Raw genomic sequence first — 19,584 nt, 5'->3', positions numbered from 1 at the left:
TGGTTGACCTAATCCTGTGGCGGCCGATCTGCCAATGCGGTCCCGATGAGCGCTTCGCGACTGACCAATGCGGCCAGTTCATCCTCGCTCCAGCCATCGGTTCCCTCCGGGCGGACGGGAATAACCATATAGCGGGTTTCGGCACTGGTTTCCCAGACGCGGATGGCGATGTCTTCGCCGAGGTCGAGCCCTAGTTCGCGCAATACCCCGCGCGGCTCGCGGGCGACGCGGGCGCGATATTCGGGGCTCTTGTACCAATCGGGTGGGAGGCCAAGGACCGGCCAGGCAGTGCAGGAACACTGCGTGCACACGATCACATTGTGGCGTTCGGGCGTGTCTTCCAGCGCAACGATATAATGCCCTTCCGCGCCTGAATAGCCGAGCTCGGCGCAGGCTGCAGTTCCGTCCTGCAGCAGGCGGGCTCGGAATGCCGGATCGGTCCAGGCACGCGCCACCACCCGCGCGCCGTTTTCAGGCTTCCATTCTTCGGTTCCCAGATGCACGACCCCGTCGAATGCCTCGGCGGTGAGGATACCCTTGTCGATTATCGCCGACCTTACCGCCTCTGCACGCGCGGCGATTGGAGCTGGTTCGGAACGTTCCATTATTCGACCCCTTCCAGGTAGCAATCCCACAGGTCGACCACGACGCTTTCGTTCATTCCCCCGTCGCTTCCCCATAGCTCCTGAGCAGTGAATTCGACGTGATAGGTGTGTTCCTTGCGCTGCAAGCCATCGTGGGCCGACGCGTCGGGGAAGGTGAAGGGCGGGGCGACATGCAGCACGGTCCCGCGCCTGCCGCGGCAGAAACCGGGCGCGCGGGTGTGGCCACGCGGATGGAAATCGAGGACGCGTACCTGCTGGCCGACGATGAACCGTTGCTTCGGCTGGGGCGGCAAATCGGCCATGGGATTGTCCGCCACGGGCAAAGCCAGGGGGAAGGTCCCGCCAGCGCGCGCTTCAAGCTCTGCATGGGTTACCACGCCCCGCTCGACCAGCAGCGTTGCAACGCCCGTAAGCACACGCTCGTAATAGGTCGCTGCGAAATAGTGGCTCGGCCGCATCCGCTCGACCGAATGGCGATAGGCGTCGGCCGTGTGATTGCGCATCAAGGCCACGGTCGCGATCATCAGTGCGAAGGCGGTTTCCTGCCATTTCTCGTGAAGCGGGGGCAGTTTGGTATCGTAATCGATCGGCCCAAAGCCGTGCTTGCCGCCTAAATCGTGAACGCCATCCATAGCTTGCGGTGCTCCTAATCGGAGTGTCCCCACCCCGATTAGCTACTATTGCCCAATTGAGCGAGTCAATCAGCCGGAAGGCGTCCCGGGCCTAGAAATTCCCGCTCAAGGTCATGCGGAAGATGGGCCCGATGCGGCGGTTCTGCACTTCGGTGAAGAGTACATCGCCATCGGGGCGCGAAGCGTCATAGACCGTCCGCCAACCCTTGTTGCGCGCACCCAGTATGTTGTTGACCTGAAGCTTGGCGGTCATCCCGAACACGTCCTTATGCTCGAGGAAGATGTCCGCGAAGGTCGGGCCCTCCCAATAGCGCCCGACTTCATACCGGCGCGAATACTCGACGGGACGGAAGGTAAACAGGCCTATGCCCCAGGCCCAGTCGCTGCTGGGGATGTCGTGACGGAAGTCGACATCGAGTTGTGAGTCGAGATCGAAGGAGAAGCCGCGGTTGAGACCGGTGAATGGATCGGTGACGTCCATCCAGCGCTTGACCCCGGTGAAGTTGACCTGCGCACCTTTGAACCCGATCGGATCGAACTTGATCGTTCCCGACAGTTCGACATGCAACCGCTTGGCGTCGCCGATATTGCCGCGTGCCTCGCCGCCGTTGGATAGCGGGAAGAAGTCGACGAAATCCTGAAACCAGGCCTGGCGAACCTGCAGCTTGGCCGAACCCCAAGGGCCGAAATTCTTGTTCATCTCCAGCTCGACGTTCCAGCTCTGGTCGGGCTGGAGCTCATTATTGCCGCCATTGGTGTTGTTGTCGTCGAGGTTCACGCTGGCGAGGAAGTCGCTGAAGCTGAGCTGGCCGACCTTGCGGCGCACCTCCACGGAAATGTCGAAATCGTCGGCGGGCTTCCATGACAGGGAGAGCGATCCCTTGGGTCGCGTGAAAGAGCGCGAATTGGCCGCCGAACCGGTCTGTTCGATCTTCGAATATTCGAACCCGCCGGTTGCCTGCAGCGAGAGCTTCTGGGTCAGCTGCTTCGAGAAGCTGAGGATGGTCTCATAGCGATCCTCGGTAACGCCGCCATTGCCAGCGTCGAAGGGGAGGCGCTGGAACTGGCCGTTGGGATCGAGCTCGAACAGCGAAGACTGCCGCTTCAGGCGGTTGAAAGCCGCCTCGCCGGAAATCTGCCAATCGGCCTTGAACATGTTCCATCCATATTCGAAGCGGCCAATCCGCTCGCCCGTGCCATTGGTCTGTTCGAAGCGGAAGCCGGTCGTCGGCGAGCCGTCGCCGAAGCTGTCGACCAATGTGCTGACGAAATTGTCGCGCTCGTACCGGTCGAGGCCGATGAGCTTGAGCTTGCCGGGCCCGAACGGGAACTCGATATCGCCGCTGATCTCATGCGCGGGCCCGTCCTCGGTATTGCGAATGGATCGGTCGCGCTCGGGGCCCGTTACCGGCGTGGCGAGTTCGGTGATGTTCTCGGAGTAGTAATCCGCGCCGCGCTTCAGGTTGAGGTGGGCGACTACGTCGCTTGACGGGGTCCAGGTGAAGTTACCCGACAAGCGCGGATTGTCGAACTTGCCCGAAGCCTTTGAAAACTGGGTTTCGATCAGGTCGCCTTCGCCGTCTCTCAGGACGATCGGGCCATCGGCACCGAAGCGGTTGTTGTTGTTGCTCAACGACACCGCGTAATCGAGCGTACCGGTCTTGCCGGTAAGCGAGATTTCGCCCCCATAGAGCTGTGCTTCTGTGTTGTGCGGGCGAAAGCCGGTGAGCCAGCGAAACTGGCCCGATGTACCCGTGGCATTGACCACGACATTTGCGACCTGGCCGCTCAGGCCCGGAATATCGAGCGAATTGCCGTCGACGATCTCGATGCGCACCACGTCGCCCACCGGAATGCGGCTCAACTGGTCGCGGATGCTGTCCGACTTGCTCGAGAATCGGGCGCCATTGACCAGCACATTGGCGCTGGCCTGGCCCAACCCGCGCGCGCCCTGCTGGGCAGCGCCTTCGTCGATAGTGAAACCGGGAACCTGCCGGAGCATGTCGAGCGCATTGCGCGGCGCGTAGCGTTCGAAATAGGTGGGTTCGTAAACCTGTGCGCCCGCGGTGGGCGTATCCTTTACGTCGACCACGCCGATTTCGGCATCGGCTGCTGCCATCAAGGGGGCGGGGTTCAGGGCCAGCAAGGCAATGAAGCTGGCGGCCGTGGCAGCACGGAAATCGGGCATTCGAATTGGTCTCCCCATCGGGATCCTTCATGGATCTAACGGGGCGTTTACGCTTGTAAGCGAAAGACGGAATCGAGCCTCGACCGGAGCCGCATCCTGCCCGACGAATGAGTCCCGCGGGTCTGCGAACGGCGATCCTTGCCTGACGAGCGACAAGGGGTGCGGCTCAGCCTACTGCCAAGCCGCACCCCTTATTGAACGTCTTAATTTCAGTAACTTAATCTTGGTCTGCCGAGAGCGTCAGAAGGTCACTTCACTGGCGCGCTGGATCACCGTGCCGAGGATTCCGTAGTCCTTCGCTTCGTCGGTGCTCATCCAGTAATCGCGGTCGATATCCTTGATCACCTTGTCGTACTTCTGGCCGGTGGCATCGGCGATCTTGTGCGCGATGCGTTCGCGCATCTTGACGATTTCCTGGGCCTGGATGGCGATGTCCGATGCACGGCCACCTGCGCCGCCCGACGGCTGGTGGATCAGGAAGCGCGTGTTCGGCAGGCAGAAGCGCCGTTCCTTGGGTACGCTCAGGAAGATGTGCGTTGCAATGCTGGCCACCCAGCCGGTGCCGATGATCGCCACGGGCGAATTGATGTAGCCGATGAGGTCATGGATCGTGTCGCCCGATTCGACATGGCCGCCCGGCGAATTGACGATCAGCTTGATCGGGTCGTGCGACAGGTGGTCCAGATAGAGCAGCTGCATCGACACGCGTTCGGCCAGCTTCTGGTCGACCCCGCCGAACAGCATCACCGTGCGGGCTTCGAGGAACTTGGCCACCATCGCGGCGCGAATGCTGCTGCCTTCGCCGCCCTCCTCTTCTTCGTCGGCGCGGACGGGGGTGTACGAAGAGAAGACAGTTGACGACATGGTAGGGACCTCGTGTTGATCTGGTGTGCGGGTTACCGCTACGTGCACCACATCGCAACGATATCGCGCGATTCAAGCCTTGAACCGTGCTGCGGTAGCACAGATATACGCCGCAAAGACAAAGGACCCTTCATGATCGACCTGTTCGGCACCGACGCTTACGCTACCCAAGGCCAGTTCACCCGTGATCCCGTGACGGGCGCGCTGGTGCCGGTGGTCGTCGAGCAGACGAGCCGCGGCGAACGCAGCTTCGATATCTTCAGCCGCCTGCTGCGCGAACGCATCGTGTTCGTCACCGGACAGGTCGAAGATGGCATGGCTTCGCTGATCACCGCGCAGCTGCTATTCCTCGAAAGCGAAAACCCGTCGAAGCCGATCAGCATGTACATCAATTCGCCCGGCGGCGTGGTGACCGCCGGCATGGCGATCCATGACACCATGCAATACATCAAGCCGCGCGTGTCGACCGTGTGTATGGGCCAGGCCGCCAGCATGGGCAGCTTCCTGCTCGCCGCGGGCGAACCGGGCATGCGCATCGCGCTGCCGAACGCCCGGATCATGGTCCACCAGCCGTCGGGCGGCGCACGTGGCATGGCATCGGACATCGAGATCCAGGCACGCGAAATCCTGCGTATTCGCGAGCGGATGAATGCGCTCTACGTGAAGTACACCGGGCGTTCGCTCGACGAGATCGAGAAGGCGATGGATCGCGACACCTTCCTCGACGCCGAAGAGGCGATGAAGTTCGGGATCGTAGACAAGGTCTTCGAAACGCGGCCGGAGAATGAAAGCGATGGTTCGGCCGATACGGCCGACTGATCAGGCCGGCGCGGGGTGTGCCCGCGCGGGACTGTTGCAGATTTGCCGTAGGAATTCGGCAACCTTGCCGCTTCAGATTGTGGCAAGGGGTAGGGATTACCTTGGATATTGACCCAATCCCCATGCGCCTTACAGTCGGGACTCCTCCGATCGGGCGCGGGGAAGACGTTAGGAAATGACGAAGTTGAGCGGAACCGATAGCAAATCAACGCTGTATTGCAGCTTTTGCGGCAAGTCGCAGCACGAAGTGCGCAAGCTGATCGCGGGACCCACCGTGTTCATCTGCGACGAATGCGTCGAGCTGTGCAACGACATCATTCGTGAAGAGACCAAGGCCGGGATCGCCGGGAAGAAGGAAGGCGACGTTCCGACGCCGTCAGAAATCTTCGAGACGCTCAACGATTACGTGATCGGCCAGGACCGTGCCAAGCGCGTGCTCTCGGTCGCGGTGCACAACCACTACAAGCGGCTCAAGCACAGCGGCAAGGCGGGCGACGTCGAACTCGCCAAGTCGAATATCCTGCTGGTCGGCCCCACCGGTTCGGGCAAGACGCTGCTGGCGCAGACGCTGGCGCGCACCTTCGACGTGCCCTTCACCATGGCCGATGCCACCACGCTGACCGAGGCCGGCTACGTGGGTGAGGACGTCGAGAATATCATCCTCAAGCTGCTCCAGGCGTCCGACTACAACGTCGAGAAGGCGCAGCACGGCATCGTCTACATCGACGAAATCGACAAGATTACCCGCAAGGCGGAAAATCCTTCGATCACGCGCGACGTGTCGGGCGAAGGCGTGCAGCAGGCGCTGCTCAAGCTGATGGAAGGCACCACCGCTTCGGTTCCGCCGCAGGGTGGCCGCAAGCATCCGCAGCAGGAATTCCTGCAGGTCGACACGACCAATATCCTGTTCATCTGCGGTGGCGCCTTCGCCGGCCTTGAAAAGATCATCGCCGATCGCCTGCAGAAGCGCTCGATCGGCTTTGGCGCGCATGTCGCCGATCCGGACAAGCGTCGCGTGGGCGAACTGCTCGAGAAGGGCGAACCGGAAGATCTGCTCAAGTTCGGCCTGATCCCCGAATTCGTCGGCCGCTTGCCGGTCATCGCCACGCTGCGCGATCTCGATGTCGAAGCGCTGGTCACGATCCTGACCGAACCCAGGAACGCGCTGGTCAAGCAGTACCAGAAGCTGTTCGAGCTCGAGGACGTCCAGCTGACCTTTACCGACGAGGCGCTGAAGGAAATCGCCGAAAAGGCCATCAAGCGCAAGACCGGCGCCCGTGGCCTGCGGTCGATCGTCGAAGGCCTGCTGCTCGATACGATGTTCGACCTGCCCGATATGGATGGCGTAACAGAGATCGTGATCGACAAGGACGTGGTCGACGGCCGCAAGGACCCGGTACAGGTCCATGGCGGCAAGTCGGACGAGAAGGAAGCGGCGGCCTAGGCCTCCGTAATCATCGGAAATTCAGGACGCGCCGCAGCATCTCAGGATCTGCGGCGCGTTTTCATTATGGGGCTGAGATATGCGAACGCTCGGAATGATCGGCGGAATGAGCTGGGAGAGTTCCGCGCATTATTACCGTCTGATCAATGAGGGGGTTCGGGCACGACTGGGGGGCGTGGCATCGGCACCGCTGATCCTTCACAGCTTCGATTTCGGCCAGATTGCCGCAATGCAGGCGGCTGGCGAATGGACGGCGTTGCGCCAATCCCTGGCCGCTGCCGCGCGCGGGCTTCACGCTGCCGGCGCCGAGGGGCTGCTGATCGCCACCAATACCATGCACAAGCTCGCCGATGCGGTGACGGAGGCTGCGCCGATACCGCTGCTGCATATCGCCGACCCACTGGCAAATGCGCTTGTCGAAGCCGGGCACCGGCGCGTCGGCCTAATGGGCACGCGCTTCACCATGAACGAAACCTTCTATGCCGAACGACTAGCGGCAAAGGGCCTCGAAGTGATCCTGCCGCAGGCGGCCGATCGCGAGATCATTGATCGGGTCATCTACGACGAGCTGTGTGCCGGGGTGGTCAGGGATGAATCCCGTGCCGCTTATTCGGCCGCGATTGGTGAGATGGCGGGGCGGGGTGCTGATGCGGTTGCGCTCGCCTGTACCGAGATCATGATGCTGGTGGGTGAGGGCGATTCCTGCCTGCCCATCTTCGATACCACGGCGCTTCACGCCGCGGCCGCCGTAGATTTCGTAGGATCGTAGCGATGGACCGCCGGGGCGCGCAGTGGCTAGCCGTTGCCCGCTGCACTCTGCGCAATCAGTGCGTCCATGCGTGCGACCCGCTCCTGCGGCAGTAGCTCGCGGTAGTCGTAGTAAGTTTCGAACGCCGGGATGCCTTCGGGTAGCGTGACCCAGGGCATTTTCTCGCGCATATGGACCACCGCGTCCGGGACCAGGGCCTGGGGTTCGTCGAGCGTGCCGACCCTGATCCCGGCGCCCAGTCGTCCCAGCCTCGGGTAATAGCTCCACAGGGCTGCACCGCATTCGCTGCATCGGCAAATCGTATGCGGCCCGCCGCTGCCGGCGGTTACGACATGCTCGGCCAACTCGCCGCTCTCCAGCCTAATCCGGGCAGCCTCGTAGAACGCATTGACGACACTGGTTGAGCCGGTCTGGTGCTGGCACTGGGTGCAATGGCAGTTGTTGGTGAAGATCGGATCGCCCAAGACGCTGTAGCGCACGTGGCCGCACCCGCACCCGCCGCTTCGTTCGTGCTCTGCCATGTCGATCCCCTCCGATTGCCGCGATAGGCACTATTCTGCGCTAGCGAACCCGTAAAGCTAGCAACCGGCGCTGCATTCGCCCCGCTGGACTTCGACCTGGATCGTCGCGTGGCCGATGCGGTGGTGGTGCGCCAGTTCATGCGCGATCTCGTGAAGGAATTCGTCTCCGGGGTGGCCCGCGGGCATCACCAGATGGGCCGTCAGCGCTGTCTCGGTCGTGCTCATTGGCCAGATGTGCAGGTCGTGCACCGCGTTCACGCCCGGCAGCCCGGCGAGGTATGTCCGCACCGAACGTTCGCAAATGCCCTTGGGAACGCCAAGCAGGCTCATCGCCACACTGTCCTTGAGCAACCCCCAGGTTCCCCATGCGATCACCGCCACGATCGCGAGGCTGACAATGGGGTCGATCCAGCGCGATCCGGTGGCGATGATGGCGATGCCCGCAACCACGACGCCCAGGCTAACCAGTGCATCCGCCGCCATGTGCAGGAAGGCGCCCCGGATATTGATATCGTGATGCCGCCCGCGAAGGAACAGCAGGGCGGTGGCGGTGTTGATCACGATCCCGATACCCGCGACGACGACCATCGTTTCACCCTGGACGGCAGGTGGTTCCGCCATGCGGTGGAGTGTTTCGAAGAGGATTGCCCCGATCGCGACCAGCAGCAGGCCGGCATTGGCCAGCGCCGCCAGGATGGTCGAGCTCTTGTAACCATAGGTAAAGCGGTCGGACGGTGGGCGCTTGGCAGCGACGCTGGCGCCCCAGGCAACCAGCAGGCTGAGGACATCGGACAGGTTGTGGCCCGCATCGGCGATCAACGCCATTGAGCCGGAGATCCAGCCATAGGCGGCCTCGACCGCGACAAAACCTGTGTTGAGGATAACCCCGATCAGGAAGGCGCGGCCGAAGTCCGCCGGCGCATGGCTGTGCCCATGATCATGAGAATGCCCGTGCCCCAAACCGGTTGCTTCCTTCCGTTCGATCCGCTGCCGTGCGAATCCACCCCAAGAACCAAGCGATCCCGCCGCCAACGGGGAAAATCAAGCGAAATCAGTTAGATATAGAATATCATACTTTGCAATGTTATATCATACAAAACTCGAATCACTGCGCAAGTCTCTGTTTGTCCAGCCTATTCGTAGATGCAGGAGTCGAGGCCGTCGCGGCGCACCACCCCAACGCGGGCGGCGATCGAATTGCCGTGCCGCCGCAACCAGCCGGTTGGGTTCTTGACCGATCGTTGCTTGGGCAAGGGCAGGGCTGCCGCCATTCGCCCGGCCTCGAGCGGGGTCAGGCTGGCGGCGGACTTACCAAAATAGCGATGCGCGCCCGCTTCGACCCCATAGGTACCGATGCCTGTCTCGGCGACGTTGAGGTAGACCTCCATGATCCGCCGCTTGCCCCAGATCTTCTCGATCAGCACGGTGAAATAGGCTTCCAGACCTTTGCGGAAATACCCGCCGCCCTGCCACAGGAACACGTTCTTGGCGGTCTGCTGGCTGATGGTAGAGCCGCCCTTGATCCGGCCGCCCCTCGAATTGTTCTCGATCGCCTTCTCGATTGCCTCGCGGTCGAAGCCGTCGTGGCTGCAGAACTTGCCGTCTTCGCTGGCGATCACCGCGCGCACCATGTTGCGGTCGATATTCGAAAGCGATTCCCAGTCCTTGGTTATGCCATTGCCGTCCATGACCATGGTCGCCGTGACGGGCACGGGCACGAATTTGAAGAGCAGGACCAGGGCAAGGCTGAGGCCGATGAAGCCCAGCAGGGCCTTGAACAGGAAGCGGGTGACGCGGCGCATTCGCGCGACTTAACCGCGGCCTTTCCCGCGTGCAATCGTGTCGCTTGCCGCGCTGCGCGGCGCGTGCTTTGATCCCCCTCGATTTGTCACGAATAGGAGCGGGGTTTTATGGGATACAGGCGCAACATTCTGGTGGGCGCGGCGCTGGCACTCGCATTGGGTTCCAGCCCGGCCAATGCCGACCCAGCGGGTGTCGCCGCAGCGGTGGAGGCCGACTACGACGGCCACCTTGAAGACCTGTTCCTGCACTTTCACGCCAATCCGGAACTTTCCTTCCTCGAGACCAACACGGCCAAGCGCATGGCGGCGGAACTTCGCGCTGCCGGGCTGGAAGTGACCGAGGGAGTTGGGGGCACGGGCGTGGTCGGGATGCTGCGCAACGGGCCGGGACCGCTGATCTTGCTGCGCGCCGATATGGACGGATTGCCGCTGCCCGAGAAATCGGGACTCCCCTATGCCTCCAAGGTCACCCAGACGGGCCAGGATGGCCAGGAATATTCGGTCATGCACGCTTGCGGCCATGACGTGCACATTACTTCAATGGTTGGTTCGGCGCGGCGACTGGCAGCCATGAAGGACCAATGGTCGGGCACGCTGATGTTCGTCGTGCAGCCGGCCGAAGAGCGCGTGGGTGGTGCGGTCGCAATGCTCAAGGACGGGCTCTATGAACGGTTCGGCAAGCCGGACTATGCACTGGCCTTCCACGTCGCTGCCGAAGTTCCCACCGGCAAACTGGTCGGGCCGGAACTGTTGGTCGGCTCGAGCGCGGATTCGGTCAACATCACCGTACCCGGTATTGGTGCGCATGGTGCGGCGCCCGACACGGGCCGCGACCCGGTCTATATCGGCGCGCAGATCGTCGTCGCCTTGCAGTCGATCGACAGTCGCGAGATCAACCCGCTGCAGCCGGTGGTGGTGACGGTCGGCTCGTTCCATTCGGGCACCAAGCACAATATCATCTCGGACCGCGCCGATCTCCAGCTCACCGTTCGCGCCAATGAAGAGAAGGTGCGGGCGCAGACCATCGCCGCGATCGAGCGGATTGCGGTCAATATCGGCCGCGCGCATGGGTTGCCCGAAGACAAGCTGCCCAAGGTCGAGGTGGTCGAAGGCACGCCGGTCACCAACAATGATCCCGCGCTGGCCCGGCGGCTCAACGCCGTAATGCAACGCACCTTCGGCGACGATGTGCTGTTTCCCGATGAGCAGACATCGATGGGCGCGGAAGATTTCGCCTTCTTCGTTGCCGAAGACCTGGACGTGCCGGGCTATTACTTTTCCGTCGGTGGCACGCCGCAGGCGGCCTTCGATGCCGAAAAGAACGGGGGCCCGCCGGTCCCCTCGCACCATTCGCCATTGTTCAAGATCGCCCCGCGGGAATCGGTCACCTTGGGGACGCAGGCGATGATTGCGGCAGTGCTCGACCTCGCGCCGAGCAACTAGTCCTTCGCATATTTCCCGGCCAGCTCGCTTCCTTCGTGCCAGTGCGGGCTGGCCGGGTCGTCGGCGATACGTTCGGCCAGTTCGAGCCAGAACTGATTGAAGGTCTGGGCCGCTTGCCAGTCCATCAGCTGTTGCGGGTCGTCCTGCGGCTTGTGATAGCCGGTGCGGTACCAGTTGCGGTAGATCCGCTCGCTCTCGCTTCCCGGCGCGAAGCCGAAGGTGAAGTTGAGGAAGGGGATACCCGCCTCCATGAAGGGCCGGTGGTCGGTGCGCAGGATCAGTCGCCGCTCAGGCTCGGGATCGTCTTGCAGCACGAAGCCGTATTTCGCCGCGAGCGCTGCCGCATGTTCGCCCATGGTGCTGTCGGTCCGCCCGTGCGTGGTCAGCCGTTCGAGCGGGAAGATCGGTCGCAGCTGGTCGAGGTTCAGAACGCCCGCGATCTTCGCCAATGGCCAGGTGGGGTGCGCGGCGAACCAGCGCGATCCGTGCAGGCCCAATTCCTCGCCCGTCCACGCGCCGATGATGACGGGTCGTTTGAGCCTCTTGCCTTGCCGTGACTCGGCGAATTTCAGCAGAAGCGCGACATAGGCTGCATCGTCGAGCGTGCCGTTGTAGATGGCATCGCCATCGACCGCATGGCCGAAGCCATAACCGTCGAGGTGCGCGCCGAGCAGGATCGCCTGGTCCGCCAGCGCCGGATCGGTGCCGGGCAGGTAGCCGATCACATTGGGCGAGCTGTACTGGCTGGTGCGCAACACGGTGGTCAGCCGCATCGTGCCACCGTCGAAGGACGGAAGCGGTTCACCCGCAGCGCCTGTTTCGACGAGTGCTTTGGCATCGTGTCCGGGCACGAGTTTGCCCAGCGCATCGGCGTTCAGCAGGATCGACACGAAACTGTCGGCGGCTGGCATTTCTCCAGGCGTCGAAACGACCTTGTTATGGGCGAATGGCCAGCGGGGCGGCTCAATGGTGAAGCCCGGATCGGCAATCTGAATGATCGCAGCAGCGCCAGCCGCTCGAACCGCCGCTTCGCGTTCGGGATCGCTAGGCAGCCCACTGCGGCGCGTGTTGTGGCAAATCACCACCCGACCGGCGACATCGCCCAGATCACCCGCACCGCAGTAGCCGCGATAGGATAGCGCGTAGCTTGCGCTTTGCGGCAGTCCAGGCTGGGGGCGTACGATGAAGTCATCGAGATGGTGCAGCTTGCCCCCTTCGCCGTCCAGGGTCGCAAAGGATACCGCGATCTCCTCGAGCGGGACGCGCTGGTACCAGCTGCCGTCCTCACCCAGCGGCTGGAAGCCTGCGGCCGCCAGCTTGCTTGCTACCAGCACCGCTGCGCGCTCGTGTCCGGGCGAGCCGCTGGCACGGCCCTCATAGGCATCGCTCGACAGTTCGGTGGCGAGATTCCACCAGGCCTTCGTTTCGGGGTCGGTCGGTTCGCCTTGGTGGTTGGCAAGCAGTGCCGTGCCGGCAAACAGGGCGCAGATCAGTTTCGCAGGCTTCAAACGACAGTCTCCCCCGGTCGTGCTGGACCGGGGGAGACTGGAGTGTTCACCGTCGATGTCAATCGCCCGTGGGCGATTGTGCGGATCAGGCCATTCCGGGTAGCAGGCGCTCGCCGGCGATGCGCTGCATCGCCTTCTGCAGCTTCTCGAAGGCGCGAACCTCGATCTGGCGAATGCGTTCGCGGCTGACGTCGTAGACCTGCGACAGCTCTTCGAGCGTCTGCGGATTATCGGTCAGGCGGCGTTCGGTCAGGATGTGCTTCTCACGCTCGTTGAGGCTGTCCATTGCCTCCACCAGCATTTCGTGGCGCACGTCGGCTTCCTCGGCGTCGGCAACCAGCTCGTCCTGCAGCGGACCGTCATCGGCCAGCCAGTCCTGCCATTCGCCACTGCCTTCTTCGCCATTGCGCATCGGCACGTTGAGCGAACCGTCGCCACCCATCATCATCCGGCGATTCATGTTGACCACTTCCTGCTCGGGCACGCCGAGGTCGGTCGCGATCTTGGTCACGTCGTCGGGATGAAGGTCGGTATCCTCATAGGCGTCGAGGTTCTTCTTCATCCGACGCAGGTTGAAGAACAGCTTCTTCTGTGCGGCGGTGGTGCCCATCTTCACGAGCGACCAGCTGCGCAGGATATATTCCTGGATAGAGGCCTTGATCCACCACATCGCGTAGGTCGCGAGGCGGAAACCGCGATCGGGCTCGAACTTCTTCACGCCCTGCATCAGGCCGACATTGCCTTCGGAAATGAGGTCCGAAACGGGCAGGCCATAACCGCGGTAACCCATGGCGATCTTGGCCACGAGCCGCAGGTGCGAAGTGACGAGCTGCGCGGCAGCTTCGGGGTCCTCATGCTCGGCATAGCGCTTGGCGAGCATGTATTCCTGCTCAGCCGTCAGCACGGGGAACTTCTTGATCTCTGAGAGATAGCGGTTGAGGCTCTGCTCACCGCCGAGCGCGGGGACGCTCATGGACTTGTTATTGCTCACGTATACCCTGACCTTTCTAGCGTCGACCTCGGCTGCAGGACCCCTGATGGGCATCCGGCTTTCGGGCCACTCTGGTTACATATAGCGGAAACCGGTCAAAATTGCACTGCGATTCATCGATTTCAACGAGCGGTTTCGTCGATCAGTTCCTGAAAATCTGCTGGTAAATCAGCGTGGAAATCCAAGCTTTCACCCGTGATAGGATGAATGAATCCGAGTCTTGCGGCGTGTAGCGCCTGTCGCCGAAACTGGAGTCGGTCCAGAACGGGCTTGAGGGATTTGGGCGTGCGACCATAGACCGGGTCCCCCAATAACGGATGACCGATTGACGCACAGTGAACGCGAACCTGGTGCGTGCGCCCGGTTTCCAGCCGGCATTCGATCAAGGTTGCGTGGTCCAGCGTCCGTAGCGTTTCGTATTGCGTGACGGCGCGCTTCCCCCGGCTGGAATCATCCGGCAGCACCGCCATTTTCTTGCGGTCCTTGTCCGATCTCCCGATGCGTCCTGAAATGGTCCCGGATCGCGGATTGGGATAGCCCGAACACACCGCCAGATATCGTCGGGTGATTGTGTGGTCGGCGAATTGCCTGGCCAGGCCTTCATGCGCGGCATCGGACTTGGCTACGACCAGCAGGCCTGACGTATCCTTGTCGATGCGATGGACGATACCCGGCCGGGCTACTCCATTGATACCCGAAAGCCTGCCCGCGCAGTGGAACAGCAGGGCATTGACCAGCGTGCCGTCCGGATTGCCCGCCGCGGGGTGGACGACCATCCCGGCCGGCTTGTTCACGATGACCAGGTGTTCGTCCTCGAACACGATGTCGAGCGGAATGTCCTGCGGCTCGGTGGCAAGCGGTTCGGGCGGGGGCAGGGCGATGCTGAAATGGGCGCCTGCCTGCATCTTCACCGATCCGCTGGTGGCGAGCGTCTTGCCCACTGTGATCGCCCCATCGGCAATCAGCGCCTTGATCCGCTCGCGCGACAAGCCGCTCGCCTCGGCCAGCACCTTGTCCAGGCGACCCGCATTGGTCAGAGTTCCCGTGATGTTTTCTGGCTCGGTCATGCTAGGGCCATGCGCGATGGCACTCGAAGTCTCAAGCGCGGTGATCGATCGGCTACTGCTCGAAACGGAGCAATCCCATCCCGATGAGTGCTGTGGCCTGCTGTTCGGGGCGTCGGGCAGGATCGATGGCAGTACCCCCGCCACCAACGTGCATCCCACACCGCAAACCCATTTCGAAATCGATCCGCAGGCGCTCGTCGATGCGCATCGCGCTGCGCGAGAAGGCGGGGCCCAGATCATCGGCTATTACCATTCGCACCCCAACGGTATCGCTGAGCCATCCGTCACCGACCGGGAACTGGCGGCGGGCGATGGGATGGTGTGGGCGATTGTCGCGGCAGGGCGAGTTACATTCTGGCGTTCGGGGGATGCAGGATTCGCCCCGCTTCCCTATGTGGCTTGCCCTCGCTAAGACACCTCCGCAAACTTCATCACCGGGATCCCGATGGACGACCGCCAATCGATCGACCTTGCCGCAATGCTGTGCTCGCGCCTGTGCCATGACATGCTCAGCCCTGTCGGCGCGCTCTCCAACGGCCTTGAGCTGCTGGCGCTCGAAACCGACCCCGAAATGCGCGCCAACGTCATGCAGTTGCTTGAACAGAGCGCCAAGATCAGCACCAACAAGCTGAAGTTCTTCCGCCTGGCCTTTGGTGCTGCCGGTGGCTTTGGCGAGCAGGTCGATGTCGAGGAACCCAAGGCGCTGATCCAGGCCCTGGTCGCGGACAAGGCCAATGTCGAGGTCAACTGGGCCCTGGCCGACAGCACGCTGGCCAAGCCTGCCGTGAAAGTGCTCCTCAACTTCGCGCAGGTTGCGATCGATGCGCTGGTGCGCGGCGGGACGCTCGATATCGGGGCCGAGGTGCGCGATGGCGCCACCGAAATCGTGGTCCGCGCGACCGGACCCAAGATCGCTTTTGACGAGACTATCGGCAAGGCGCTCGACGGCACGCTCGACCGGTCCGAATTGTCCAGCCGCACCGCGGCCGCGCATATGATATCGCTGCTGGCGCAGGAAAGCGGTGGCGGGCTGCAGTATCACCGCTCGGCCGATGCGTTGGTCCTTGGCGCCGTGCTGCCGCAATCCGGAGAGCTGATCGGGTGACGGGAGACGAGCTCGTCCACCAGGAGCGCGCTTCGCCCAATTTCGACGATCGCGCGCTACCGGTGACGATGGCCGTCATCCATTATACCGACATGCTGGGCCCCGAGGCCGCTCTCGAGCGGATGTGCGATCCCGCAGCCAAGGTTTCCGCCCATTACCTGATCGCCGAAGACGGCACCGTCACCCGCATGGTCGCGGAAGACAAGCGCGCATGGCACGCGGGCGCTTCCTATTGGCGCGGTACCCGCGACGTGAACTCCGCCAGCATCGGGATCGAGCTCGACCACCCGGGCCACACCAACGGCTATCGCGACTTCAGCGAAGCGCAGTTCGAGGCGCTGGTGCCGCTGCTGGCGCGGATCGTGCGGACCCACGACATCCCCCGCGCCAATGTGGTCGGCCATTCCGACGTCGCGCCGGCACGCAAGCTCGATCCGGGCGAACTGTTCCCGTGGGAGCGATTGGCCGAATACGGGCTATGCCTGCCGACGCCAAAGATCGAACTGGGCGACCCCTTCGACAATGACGGCGCCTTCTACCTCGCGCTCGAACGTTTCGGTTATGACATCACCGACGGGCATAAGGCGGTCGAGGCGTTCCAGCGCCGCTGGCGCCCCCGCAGGATCGACGGCGAGATCGACGGCGAGGTACGGGCGATCCTGTTCCAGCTGTTGCTAGACCGTGACCGCGGCGCGCATCGGTAGGCGGAGCCTCGGGGATGGGTGTAAAGCGGACAATAAGATTCAAACGCTATCCAACTGAAGATCTATGGCTTGGCTTTCACGCCAACTTCAGGCGGATCAAACGCAACGACCTCTAGACAATCCCAATCAGTGGCAATCATGTAGCTGAAGTAAGGTTTGTCAGTCCCATGAAGCCAAGCGAGCGGGCTCTCCGATTGCCATTGGTGGCCTCGCACGCAGAAGGTCGTTTGTGCCGGGCGTGGGTTGCTTTTCGATGCCGCCCAAAGTTGTAGCAATCCACCCTCATCGACGACGCGGAACGCCCGAACATCGGAGAAGGTAAACACAACATCTGCTTGAAGGCGCTCGCACGCAAACGTAGCTACTAGCGAATGATCATTGGCCAGATTGATCGACACTAGCTCAAGATCGTCATCTTGGACTACGGTTTGCCACTCGGCGAAATGCACCCCGTCGGCAGTGAGGTCGAGAGCGAATGATCCTTCAGACATGCACTCTTCTACCAAGCACCCAATGGTCCGCAATCGGGTCGCTAGGGGCCATTCGCGCTTTCCTACCGAGTATCCCTCAAGCCAAGTCCTGAGCATGGATTTCGCTGCTCCACCATCCTCAACCGGCGTCGCTTCATCACGGCGACGCTTCCTCGGCGCTTTCTTCCGCAGAACCCTGTTCCATGTGTTCCATCCTGCAGGGGCGCCGCCTGGCCAATCCAAATTTGGTCCAACACGGCTTTTGCTTGGCGAAACCTCCGCGACACCCTATTTGCGTCCCCGCCAGGGGGCCGGGCAGCCGCGTGCCGCAAGGTGCGAGGAAAGTCCGGGCTCCACGAAGCAAGGGTGGCGGGTAACGCCCGCCGGGGGTGACCCCAGGGAAAGTGCCACAGAGAGTATACCGCCGATGGTCCCTAAAGGGCTCAGGCAAGGGTGAAAGGGTGCGGTAAGAGCGCACCGGGGCGCTGGCAACAGGGTCCGCATGGCAAACCCCACCCGGAGCAAGGCCGAATAGGGGCGGCGCGCCGCAAGGCAGGTGTGTTTCGCATCGACCGCCCGGGTTGGCTGCTTGAGCCATGGAGCAATCCATGGCCCAGACGAATGGCTGCCCCTGCGGATACGGTCCGGTTATCGGATACCGTCGGCAGGACAGAACCCGGCTTACAGGCCCCCTGGCACCACTCTCGGAAACCTAGCGTGCTAGGCGAGTTCGGTCTTGTCGATCGCGATCGCACCGTCGGTTTCGACCGCCTGGATGGTCCGGCGCGTTGTGCCTTCCAGCACCAGCGCGGTCAGGCGGCCGCTGCGAAAGGCGCCGGTGTCGATGCCGATGCGATGGTCGGTCGTCTCGACAGTGTCGAAGATCGTGTGGCCATGGACCACCACGTGGCTGAAGGGTTCGGTGTGCTTGAGAAAGCGCTCGCGGATCCAGCGCAGGTCGGACTGCTTCTGATCTTCGACCGGGCGCTTCGGGTTGATCCCGGCATGGACGAAGACATAGTCGCCCGCGATGACCATGTCCTCGAAACCGCCCAGGAACTTGCGGTGCTTGGCAGGGACCAGCTCGGCGAGCTCGCCCTGCAGTTCCTTGATGGTCAACTCGTTGTAACGCTTGCGCTTGATGCCGTAGGACAGGATCGTTTCGCGGCCGCCATGCTTGATGAAGTGGCGGAGCATTTCCTTGTCCTCGAAGGACTCCAGGAACATTTCTTCGTGGTTTCCGGCGATGAAGCGAACTGTGCGGGTCTTGGTCCAGGCACGTGCACGGTCGATCACGCCGGAGCTGTTCGGTCCGCGGTCGATCAGGTCACCCAGCAGCACCACGGTGGATTGTGCTGTTGCGGCAGCTGCGTCGTCCGCCTCGACTGCCTCGATCAGCGCTTCGAACAGGTCGAGGCGGCCGTGCACGTCCCCGATGACGTAATACCGCTCGCCCGCAGGCACCGACGCCAGACGGCGCGGGGCAGGTTTCTCCTTGAATAGCTGGCCTAGCGATCGGAGCATTGTGCGGTTGTATTCTGGTCCATCCCCTGGCCTGCGCCCGTGCGCCGACCTCGCTGGGCAGATAGGCGCAAGCCGCCCGCGCGGCAACCGCGGCACAGTCGCCAATCTTGCAGTTGCGAAAACACCACAGCTTTTGCTGCATATGCGAAATGTTGCCACACATATCTTGCGCGGTGGGTCCGTTCGATGCACAAATCTTTCTGTATCCGCACGAGGAGCCGATCAAACCAGGCCCCGACGGATTCGCAGGTGGGACGAAGCGACACTCGTTGAGGAGTTTGTAATGCTGACGTCCTTTCGTGGCCTAATGGCCGTTTCGCTCGCCACGGTGAGCCTTCTTTCCGCCGCGCCGGTCATGGCGCAAGACGATGAATCCACCGACGACACGTCGGCCGGCGCCTTCACGCTTTCGGGCAATGTTGCGCTGACGAGCGATTACCGCTTCCGCGGCGTTTCGCTCTCGAGCGGCGACCCGGCCATTCAGGGCGGTTTCGACGTCGCCCATGAAAGCGGCTTCTATGTCGGCACCTGGGCCTCGTCGATCAGTGGCGGCGACGCCTATGGCGACATGGAACTCGACATCTACGGCGGCTGGAGCGGCGACATCACCGATGGCGTCAGCATCGATCTGGGCGCGATCTACTATGTCTATCCGACCGAAGATATCGGCGCCAACGTGAACTATTACGAGTTCCTCGCGTCGGTCGGCTTCTCGCTCGGTCCGGTCGAAACCACGCTCGGCGTCGGCTATTCGCCCGATCAGGATTCGCTCGGCGATGACGACAACCTCTATGTCTACACCGACGTTGGCGTGGGCATCCCCAACACGCCGATCACCCTGACCGGTCACATCGGCTACACCGACGGTGCACTTGCTCCGCCGCTGCTCGCCGGTGCTGCCGACGATACCGGCCTCGACTGGTCGATCGGCGCCAGCGTTGCGCATGGTCCGTTCGAATTCGGTGTCGCCTATGTCGGTGTCGAAGGGCCTTCGATCAACGAATTCACCGACGATGCCGTGGTCGCCACGATCTCGGCCAGCTTCTGAGTACCAGGGGGGCGGGCCGCCGCCCCCCATTCCTTCGCTCAGTCGAGAGCGAAGTCGACCGTGGTGACGACCCGGACCTT

At 62.5% G+C, this 19,584-nt stretch carries 20 protein-coding genes and 1 other RNA gene; 9 read left to right on the top strand and 12 right to left on the bottom strand.

Annotated features, from left to right (window positions below):
* Positions 1-8: 8 nt before the first annotated feature.
* The 4 genes from nthA to AAFM29_RS02005 form a co-directional block, all read right to left on the bottom strand.
* Complete coding sequence (nthA, locus tag AAFM29_RS02020) at positions 9-605, bottom strand: nitrile hydratase subunit alpha (RefSeq protein WP_341711155.1); 597 nt, start codon at positions 603-605, stop codon at positions 9-11.
* Entirely contained in the window at positions 605-1,237 is a 633-nt protein-coding gene (gene nthB, locus AAFM29_RS02015; RefSeq protein WP_341711154.1) for a nitrile hydratase subunit beta, read from the bottom strand. Before nthB ends, nthA begins: the two co-directional genes overlap by 1 nt.
* A gap of 91 nt (positions 1,238-1,328) precedes the next feature.
* Positions 1,329-3,425: a TonB-dependent receptor plug domain-containing protein gene (locus AAFM29_RS02010; protein WP_341711153.1), complete on the bottom strand. Its 2,097-nt coding sequence runs from the start codon at positions 3,423-3,425 to the stop codon at positions 1,329-1,331.
* A gap of 240 nt (positions 3,426-3,665) precedes the next feature.
* Positions 3,666-4,289 carry an ATP-dependent Clp protease proteolytic subunit gene (locus AAFM29_RS02005; protein ID WP_341711152.1) on the bottom strand — a complete coding sequence of 208 codons (624 nt, stop codon included), beginning with the start codon at positions 4,287-4,289 and terminating at the stop codon, positions 3,666-3,668.
* 132 nt (positions 4,290-4,421) lie between these two features.
* Between AAFM29_RS02005 and AAFM29_RS02000 the strand changes: the two genes are divergently transcribed.
* The 3 genes from AAFM29_RS02000 (at position 4,422) to AAFM29_RS01990 (ending at position 7,321) form a co-directional block, all read left to right on the top strand.
* A complete protein-coding gene (locus AAFM29_RS02000) occupies positions 4,422-5,108 on the top strand; it encodes an ATP-dependent Clp protease proteolytic subunit (protein WP_173212131.1) in 687 nt (228 codons plus the stop codon).
* Between the two features lie 175 nt (positions 5,109-5,283).
* Entirely contained in the window at positions 5,284-6,552 is a 1,269-nt protein-coding gene (gene clpX, locus AAFM29_RS01995) for an ATP-dependent Clp protease ATP-binding subunit ClpX (RefSeq protein ID WP_341711151.1), read from the top strand.
* A 79-nt stretch (positions 6,553-6,631) separates the two neighbouring features.
* Positions 6,632-7,321, top strand: coding sequence for an aspartate/glutamate racemase family protein (locus AAFM29_RS01990; RefSeq protein ID WP_341711150.1), 690 nt, complete (start codon positions 6,632-6,634; stop codon positions 7,319-7,321).
* A 26-nt stretch (positions 7,322-7,347) separates the two neighbouring features.
* Here AAFM29_RS01990 and AAFM29_RS01985 read toward each other — a convergent pair whose 3' ends face one another.
* The 3 genes from AAFM29_RS01985 to mtgA all read right to left on the bottom strand — a co-directional run bounded on the left by AAFM29_RS01985 (position 7,348) and on the right by mtgA (position 9,644).
* A complete protein-coding gene (locus AAFM29_RS01985) occupies positions 7,348-7,842 on the bottom strand; it encodes a GFA family protein (protein ID WP_341711149.1) in 495 nt (164 codons plus the stop codon).
* Between the two features lie 57 nt (positions 7,843-7,899).
* Positions 7,900-8,802 carry a cation diffusion facilitator family transporter gene (locus AAFM29_RS01980; RefSeq protein ID WP_341711148.1) on the bottom strand — a complete coding sequence of 301 codons (903 nt, stop codon included), beginning with the start codon at positions 8,800-8,802 and terminating at the stop codon, positions 7,900-7,902.
* A 173-nt stretch (positions 8,803-8,975) separates the two neighbouring features.
* On the bottom strand, positions 8,976-9,644 hold the full coding sequence (gene mtgA / locus AAFM29_RS01975) for a monofunctional biosynthetic peptidoglycan transglycosylase (RefSeq protein WP_341711147.1): 669 nt from the start codon (positions 9,642-9,644) through the stop codon (positions 8,976-8,978).
* Between the two features lie 108 nt (positions 9,645-9,752).
* Between mtgA and AAFM29_RS01970 the strand changes: the two genes are divergently transcribed.
* Positions 9,753-11,087, top strand: coding sequence for an amidohydrolase (locus AAFM29_RS01970; protein WP_341711146.1), 1,335 nt, complete (start codon positions 9,753-9,755; stop codon positions 11,085-11,087).
* On the opposite strand, the gene AAFM29_RS01965 is transcribed toward AAFM29_RS01970, so the two are convergent.
* From AAFM29_RS01965 to AAFM29_RS01955, 3 genes are all read right to left on the bottom strand, one after another.
* Positions 11,084-12,595, bottom strand: a complete 1,512-nt coding sequence (locus tag AAFM29_RS01965) for a M28 family peptidase (protein ID WP_341711145.1) — start codon at positions 12,593-12,595, stop codon at positions 11,084-11,086. The two genes, AAFM29_RS01970 and AAFM29_RS01965, sit on opposite strands and share 4 nt — an antisense overlap.
* Positions 12,596-12,680: 85 nt before the next feature.
* On the bottom strand, positions 12,681-13,568 hold the full coding sequence (gene rpoH, locus AAFM29_RS01960; protein ID WP_371830703.1) for an RNA polymerase sigma factor RpoH: 888 nt from the start codon (positions 13,566-13,568) through the stop codon (positions 12,681-12,683).
* A 140-nt stretch (positions 13,569-13,708) separates the two neighbouring features.
* The gene (locus AAFM29_RS01955; protein WP_341711143.1) at positions 13,709-14,653 is read right to left on the bottom strand and encodes an RluA family pseudouridine synthase; all 945 of its coding nucleotides are present in this window, start codon (positions 14,651-14,653) and stop codon (positions 13,709-13,711) included.
* A 16-nt stretch (positions 14,654-14,669) separates the two neighbouring features.
* On the opposite strand from AAFM29_RS01955, the gene AAFM29_RS01950 reads away from it, so the two are divergent.
* The 3 genes from AAFM29_RS01950 (at position 14,670) to AAFM29_RS01940 (ending at position 16,462) form a co-directional block, all read left to right on the top strand.
* Positions 14,670-15,065 (top strand): M67 family metallopeptidase, encoded by a 396-nt coding sequence (locus AAFM29_RS01950; protein ID WP_341711142.1) that lies wholly within the window; start codon positions 14,670-14,672, stop codon positions 15,063-15,065.
* Between the two features lie 33 nt (positions 15,066-15,098).
* Entirely contained in the window at positions 15,099-15,758 is a 660-nt protein-coding gene (locus AAFM29_RS01945; protein ID WP_341711141.1) for a histidine phosphotransferase family protein, read from the top strand.
* 68 nt (positions 15,759-15,826) lie between these two features.
* A complete protein-coding gene (locus AAFM29_RS01940) occupies positions 15,827-16,462 on the top strand; it encodes an N-acetylmuramoyl-L-alanine amidase (protein WP_341711172.1) in 636 nt (211 codons plus the stop codon).
* Between the two features lie 62 nt (positions 16,463-16,524).
* Here AAFM29_RS01940 and AAFM29_RS01935 read toward each other — a convergent pair whose 3' ends face one another.
* Entirely contained in the window at positions 16,525-16,953 is a 429-nt protein-coding gene (locus tag AAFM29_RS01935; protein WP_341711139.1) for a hypothetical protein, read from the bottom strand.
* Positions 16,954-17,235: 282 nt separating this feature from the next.
* Here AAFM29_RS01935 and rnpB point away from each other — a divergent pair.
* Positions 17,236-17,632, top strand: an RNA gene (rnpB, locus tag AAFM29_RS01930) — RNase P RNA component class A.
* 20 nt (positions 17,633-17,652) lie between these two features.
* On the opposite strand, the gene AAFM29_RS01925 is transcribed toward rnpB, so the two are convergent.
* Complete coding sequence (locus AAFM29_RS01925) at positions 17,653-18,456, bottom strand: metallophosphoesterase (RefSeq protein WP_341711137.1); 804 nt, start codon at positions 18,454-18,456, stop codon at positions 17,653-17,655.
* Positions 18,457-18,739: 283 nt separating this feature from the next.
* On the opposite strand from AAFM29_RS01925, the gene AAFM29_RS01920 reads away from it, so the two are divergent.
* On the top strand, positions 18,740-19,504 hold the full coding sequence (locus AAFM29_RS01920; RefSeq protein ID WP_341711136.1) for a TorF family putative porin: 765 nt from the start codon (positions 18,740-18,742) through the stop codon (positions 19,502-19,504).
* Positions 19,505-19,584 lie beyond the last annotated feature (80 nt).

Source organism: Erythrobacter sp., from assembly GCF_038133525.1.
In the GTDB taxonomy this organism is placed as follows: domain Bacteria; phylum Pseudomonadota; class Alphaproteobacteria; order Sphingomonadales; family Sphingomonadaceae; genus Qipengyuania.
Note: the sequence above shows the minus strand (reverse complement) of the source record. Positions and strands in the feature narration are given on the sequence as shown.

Bases quoted from the DNA above. Each gene is read 5' to 3' on its own strand.
- AAFM29_RS01950 (WP_341711142.1), top strand. From the start codon at position 14,670: ATGGCACTCGAAGTCTCAAGCGCGGTGATCGATCGGCTACTGCTCGAA.
- rpoH (WP_371830703.1), bottom strand. From the start codon at position 13,568: ATGAGCGTCCCCGCGCTCGGCGGTGAGCAGAGCCTCAACCGCTATCTC.
- AAFM29_RS02005 (WP_341711152.1), bottom strand. From the start codon at position 4,289: ATGTCGTCAACTGTCTTCTCTTCGTACACCCCCGTCCGCGCCGACGAA.
- AAFM29_RS02010 (WP_341711153.1), bottom strand. From the start codon at position 3,425: ATGCCCGATTTCCGTGCTGCCACGGCCGCCAGCTTCATTGCCTTGCTG.
- clpX (WP_341711151.1), top strand. From the start codon at position 5,284: ATGACGAAGTTGAGCGGAACCGATAGCAAATCAACGCTGTATTGCAGC.
- AAFM29_RS01945 (WP_341711141.1), top strand. From the start codon at position 15,099: ATGGACGACCGCCAATCGATCGACCTTGCCGCAATGCTGTGCTCGCGC.
- AAFM29_RS01925 (WP_341711137.1), bottom strand. From the start codon at position 18,456: ATGCTCCGATCGCTAGGCCAGCTATTCAAGGAGAAACCTGCCCCGCGC.
- AAFM29_RS01920 (WP_341711136.1), top strand. From the start codon at position 18,740: ATGCTGACGTCCTTTCGTGGCCTAATGGCCGTTTCGCTCGCCACGGTG.
- mtgA (WP_341711147.1), bottom strand. From the start codon at position 9,644: ATGCGCCGCGTCACCCGCTTCCTGTTCAAGGCCCTGCTGGGCTTCATC.
- AAFM29_RS01955 (WP_341711143.1), bottom strand. From the start codon at position 14,653: ATGACCGAGCCAGAAAACATCACGGGAACTCTGACCAATGCGGGTCGC.
- AAFM29_RS01940 (WP_341711172.1), top strand. From the start codon at position 15,827: ATGGCCGTCATCCATTATACCGACATGCTGGGCCCCGAGGCCGCTCTC.
- nthA (WP_341711155.1), bottom strand. From the start codon at position 605: ATGGAACGTTCCGAACCAGCTCCAATCGCCGCGCGTGCAGAGGCGGTA.
- nthB (WP_341711154.1), bottom strand. From the start codon at position 1,237: ATGGATGGCGTTCACGATTTAGGCGGCAAGCACGGCTTTGGGCCGATC.
- AAFM29_RS01970 (WP_341711146.1), top strand. From the start codon at position 9,753: ATGGGATACAGGCGCAACATTCTGGTGGGCGCGGCGCTGGCACTCGCA.
- AAFM29_RS02000 (WP_173212131.1), top strand. From the start codon at position 4,422: ATGATCGACCTGTTCGGCACCGACGCTTACGCTACCCAAGGCCAGTTC.
- AAFM29_RS01935 (WP_341711139.1), bottom strand. From the start codon at position 16,953: ATGTCTGAAGGATCATTCGCTCTCGACCTCACTGCCGACGGGGTGCAT.
- AAFM29_RS01990 (WP_341711150.1), top strand. From the start codon at position 6,632: ATGCGAACGCTCGGAATGATCGGCGGAATGAGCTGGGAGAGTTCCGCG.
- AAFM29_RS01985 (WP_341711149.1), bottom strand. From the start codon at position 7,842: ATGGCAGAGCACGAACGAAGCGGCGGGTGCGGGTGCGGCCACGTGCGC.